The following is a 4,904-nucleotide window of genomic DNA, read 5'->3' as shown; positions in this document are numbered from 1 at the left end:
AGTAATTGCGTTTTTTGCAACTTTTTTGTGCGGCAAAAAAGTTGATAATTCTATATAATGTACATCAATTGGCAAAATGAAATCGTTCCAGTATATACTTTTAAAGTTATAAAAACTCTTATTACTATTTTTTAATTATTAACTATATCTTTTAATTGGTTTAAGAATATATTATTGATTTTGTGCGTTGATATTGTAACTCTTAAAAAATCAGAGAGTATGCTTTCTTTATCATAATTTTTTACAAATATATTTCTTTTTATAAGCTCATTATATATATAATCAGCACTTTTATATATGTGTTTTATCAAAAGAAAGTTTGCTCTTGAAGGCACTACTATAAAACCTTCTTTACTTAATAGAGTATCTAATCTGTTTCTTTCCAACACTATATCGAAAATATTTTTATACGAAGTTTTTTCATCTTGCAAAGCTGCTATAATTATATTTTCAGATATTTTATTTATACCATATTTTTGTCTTAATTTTGAAATACTATCTATATTGTTTGGATTAGATATTATAAAATTAACATTAAGTCCAGATATAGAATGCGAATGAGCAACGGATCTTATTATGATTAAGTTTTTATATTCATTAATAAGTTTAACAGCACTCTCACCAGCAAAGTTTATGTATGATTCATCTATAACATATATTCCTTCATAATGTTTTAAGAACTCTTCAATTTCCTTTATATTTATAAACATACCAGTTTCTGCATTAGGATTGCTTGATATTATGATTGAATTTCTAGTTCTTATATTTTTTTTAAGATTTATATTATAATCATCTTTGGCTTCTATTATATCAAAATGCATTTTATAATATTCTAATATTTTTGTGTATAGATTTCTGTATGGTTCTTCTAAATATATTTTATATTTATCAAATGAGTTTATTATGCATGCAAAAGCCTCATACATACCATTAACAGATATTATAGAACTTGTTTCTATATTGAGATATTTAGCCATTTCATAATCTAATTTTTCAGGGCTGTACTCTGGAAAGAATCTCAGAGAGTTAATATCAAATTTTTCAAGCTCTTTAATAATATTTTTTGAAGGCTTGTAAGGATTTTCATTTTTATCTAAAAAAATTTTTCTGTCCATATAATAAATCAATAAATAGCATAAAAAATAAATTTAATAATATTATAATTATCTTATTATTTTAAAATTAGTTTACTATTTTTAGTTTTATGTTTAGTTAATTTAATATTTTTATTGGGTACCTTATTATGTTTAAATAATTGACAAATCTTGTCGATAATTATTTTAGTTGACAATATGTTTACTATACTTATTCAAGTCAGCTATTTGTATATTATATCTTAAAATTAAGAGGCAGATTTCAATGTCAGTAAAACAGGTTTCCGATCAAGAAATATTATCAATGTATCTAAATTATGAAGCAGTTGAAAAAGGCTTATCATCAAATACTTTAGAATCTTATAAAAGAGATATTGTTATATATCTTGATTTCTTAACTAAAAACAAAAAAACAATTTTAAAAGCTACAAGAAAGGATATTGAGAAATTTTTAAGCGAACGTAAAGAGCATGGTTCAAAGTCAAGAACAGTTGCAAGAAATAAGGTAAGTATAGTTAATCTATATAAATTTTTAGTGATGGAAAATTATATATCAAAAAATCCTACTGACAATTTAGAGGTAATACGTTTAAAAAGAGTCTTACCAGAATCTCTTACTACTACAGAGGTAGATGATCTTTTGTCAGTGCATAATGAAAAAACTGATAAGGGATTAAGAGATAAAGCCATATTTGAGCTTATGTATTCATCTGGATTAAGGGTAAGTGAAATTTGCTCTTTAAGAATAGATGATATATTTTTTGAAGGCAAATATTTGAAGATACGAGGTAAGGGTAATAAAGAAAGAATAGTTCCTATTAATGACAGAGCCTTAGATATACTGCAAAGGTATATTCAAACCAGCAGAGTTATAATGGTAAAGGGCAAAAAGACAAGCGAATTATTCTTAAACTTCAGAGGAGATAAGATTTCAAGAGTAGGCATTTGGAAAATAGTAAAAGAAACCATGAAAAAAAGCAATATTACTAAAAACGTTTATCCTCATACATTAAGACATAGTTTTGCCACACATCTTATACAGCATGGAGCAGATTTAAGAGCGGTTCAAAGAATGCTAGGTCATTCAGACATTACAACAACAGAAATATATACCCATGTTGATTCAGCACATTTGAAAAAACAAATAGCCAAACATCCGAAGCATTCAAAACATGCTAGACAAAATACTAATATATAATAAAATATAACAAATTGGAATGAAACAAGATGAAAAGAAGTATAATAGCCACTACAATATTGCTGCTTATATCCATATCATTAGTTGCTTTAACTTTTGGTATAGGCGAGAGAATGACAATCGTTAGTAATCTTGAAGATACAAGCTATCTGTTTGATGAAACAGCTAAAAATCATAGAATAGATATGTATAATCCTGATTCTTTGTCTTTGGTAACTACAAAGCCTATATACGATTATGATTTGTCTGTAGATTTAGAAGATATTTATACAGATGAAGAGATAAGTGCTGATGCTGATATAGAATATTTAAATCAGAATATGCTTTTAAGCGATGATGAATTTAGCAGTGAAATGCCTAATCCTAATGTACTTCCTGCTATGGTATTTAATGCAAATACTACAGATAAAATGGCTGATAAATTAAGCGAAGCAGTTGATTTGGCTATACAAAATTCAAGAAGCCGCGAAGCTCCTAGAGTGGCAATAGATTTATCAAAAATATCCGTATTCAGATATGAACCAGTGGTAATAAATGCTTCTGTATATACAGAAGATGTTATAAAAAATTTAAGCATATATGTAAGATACAAAAAAGATAAAATAGTAAGAAAAAACGGAGATGAGAGATATCCTATAAATGTATTTAAAGTTCAGAACTCTCAGTATAAAGGAACATATCTTCATCCTTTCGGCGGAGCTTTAGGAGAGTATCAGGCTATAGTCCTTGTTCAGACTAAAAATGGAGTTTTCGGATATACTAAAGACTTTACTGTAAAAGGAAGACAATCACCTCCTGCTAAAGAAACTAAAAAAATAGCTACATTAGAATATGCTATAGATTTAACTACTAAAAAAATCCCAAGTGTAGAGACAGGCGAGCTTACTACCTACGATGCTATATATGACTGGATTAGATATATGAAATGCGATATATTCTGGGCTATAGGCGGTCAGACTACAGGCTGGACAGCTGGAATTACCCCAGAAGAGCCTTGGGCTAAAGCTATGATTAAAAATATAGATAATTTGGCAGCAAGCAAGGCTAAAGGCGATATTGAGCTTGGTGCTTATGTTATGAGTTATTTTGCTGCAGGCGGCGGAGCTAGAAAAGGCGGTTATGAAGTTTCTATAGGCTATAATTCTGCTACTCAAAGCCTTGTTGAAAGCAGACATATATCATTAGATGATCCTAAAAGGGTACAGGATATTATAGATATATTAAAAAGATATGATTCTAATCCTAATATATCATATGTAGGTCTTGACTTTATACGTACAGGCGAAGTTGACGGATATGAAATGGTTGATGAGATGGTTGAGCTTACTGGAGTTTATGTACCTGCAAGCTGGTCTACTATGAGCAAAGCTGCCCGTATGCGTTGGCTTGCTGTAAACAGAGGCAGGAAAGAAATAGGTATGAAATGGAGATGGTTCAGAGCTCATAAAGAATCTTTGATAATAAAAGCTATAAAAGATTCAGGTATAAAGAAAAAATTATGGGCATTTACTTTGGGCTGGAATCATGGTCAGGAGCATGGACAAGACCCTTATATGTTCTTTGATGCTGGTATAGATTATGATGCAGTTATGATATATGAGGCTAGCCGTCCTCAGCATGTTGGTATGCTTGCAGCTTGGCCGCAGTATTTATCAGGCGAGTATAATGTATTAGTTGGTAATATGATAGACAACAGACTTCAGGACGGAAGTTTAAGACCAGAACTTGAATATATGAGAAGAGTATATGAATCAGAAGCTAAATTTAATAGAAGCAGCAGAATAAGAGGAATATTCTTCCATGATGTTTCAAGAATGTTATGGTCAAAGTTTAGAGGTTCTGGAAACAGTATAAGAGAATGGGCTAATATCAATGCGTCTATAGTGTCAAGAATAGAAGAAAAATATTCTGAAAACCCATTTAATGTTAGTGTAAAATTAGATGAAAGAAACAGAACAGGGGTACTTACTATAGTTAATAGAACTTCTAAAAAACAAAGTGATGTAACTATAAAAACAGACTTGGCTCAGGCTTTATCTACTATAGTGCTTGATAGGGAAACTTTGGATATAGAGGCTGGAGAGACTGTAGAGATAGGATTCAGATATGCTTACGGCAGAAGCAGATATTCTTCACTTATGGCATTTAGGGTTGCTTCTTCTTCAGGTGAGGAGAATGTAGCAGTTGCTTATACGCTTCTTAATTCTTTAAGACCTAAGCCTAAACAAACAAAGGAAAGTGCTGCTTTGGCTAAAAGTAATGATGATGATAAAAAAGATGAAGATGAAAAAGTGAAAGATAACTAAATTAAATAATATAAAAAATAAAAGGGAGTGTTTTTTAGCACTTCCTTTTTTATTTAAGCAAATTAAAAATTTTTAGTATATACCTAAACAAATATGATTTGTCAAAAATAAAATTATATTTTCTTTTTAATATCTGGGGCTTTGCTGCGAAGCACACAGTCATGCCAGCCCCCGCTTCTTTTGTGACGCTGTCCGCCTGTGGCGTGTGGCGAGAAAAAGAACAACAAAAAAATTGACAAACTTAAGAATTTTTAGTATATACCTAAACAAATATAGTTTGTCAATTTTCAAACAGATGAAAATTCT

3 protein-coding genes are annotated in these 4,904 nt (G+C 29.9%); 2 read left to right on the top strand and 1 reads right to left on the bottom strand.

The window, feature by feature from the left end; translation table 11 throughout:
• Positions 1–131: 131 nt before the first annotated feature.
• Positions 132–1,115, bottom strand: a complete 984-nt coding sequence (locus Q1X91_RS14820; protein WP_300759254.1) for an aminotransferase class I/II-fold pyridoxal phosphate-dependent enzyme — start codon at positions 1,113–1,115, stop codon at positions 132–134.
• A gap of 244 nt (positions 1,116–1,359) precedes the next feature.
• Here Q1X91_RS14820 and xerD point away from each other — a divergent pair, with 244 nt between their 5' ends.
• Positions 1,360–2,292, top strand: coding sequence for a site-specific tyrosine recombinase XerD (gene xerD, locus Q1X91_RS14815; protein WP_300759253.1), 933 nt, complete (start codon positions 1,360–1,362; stop codon positions 2,290–2,292).
• A gap of 29 nt (positions 2,293–2,321) precedes the next feature.
• On the top strand, positions 2,322–4,598 hold the full coding sequence (locus Q1X91_RS14810) for a hypothetical protein (protein ID WP_300759252.1): 2,277 nt from the start codon (positions 2,322–2,324) through the stop codon (positions 4,596–4,598).
• Positions 4,599–4,904: the final 306 nt, after the last annotated feature.

This window comes from uncultured Brachyspira sp. (assembly GCF_949287625.1).
In the GTDB taxonomy this organism is placed as follows: Bacteria; Spirochaetota; Brachyspiria; order Brachyspirales; family Brachyspiraceae; genus Brachyspira.
Note: the sequence above shows the minus strand (reverse complement) of the source record. Positions and strands in the feature narration are given on the sequence as shown.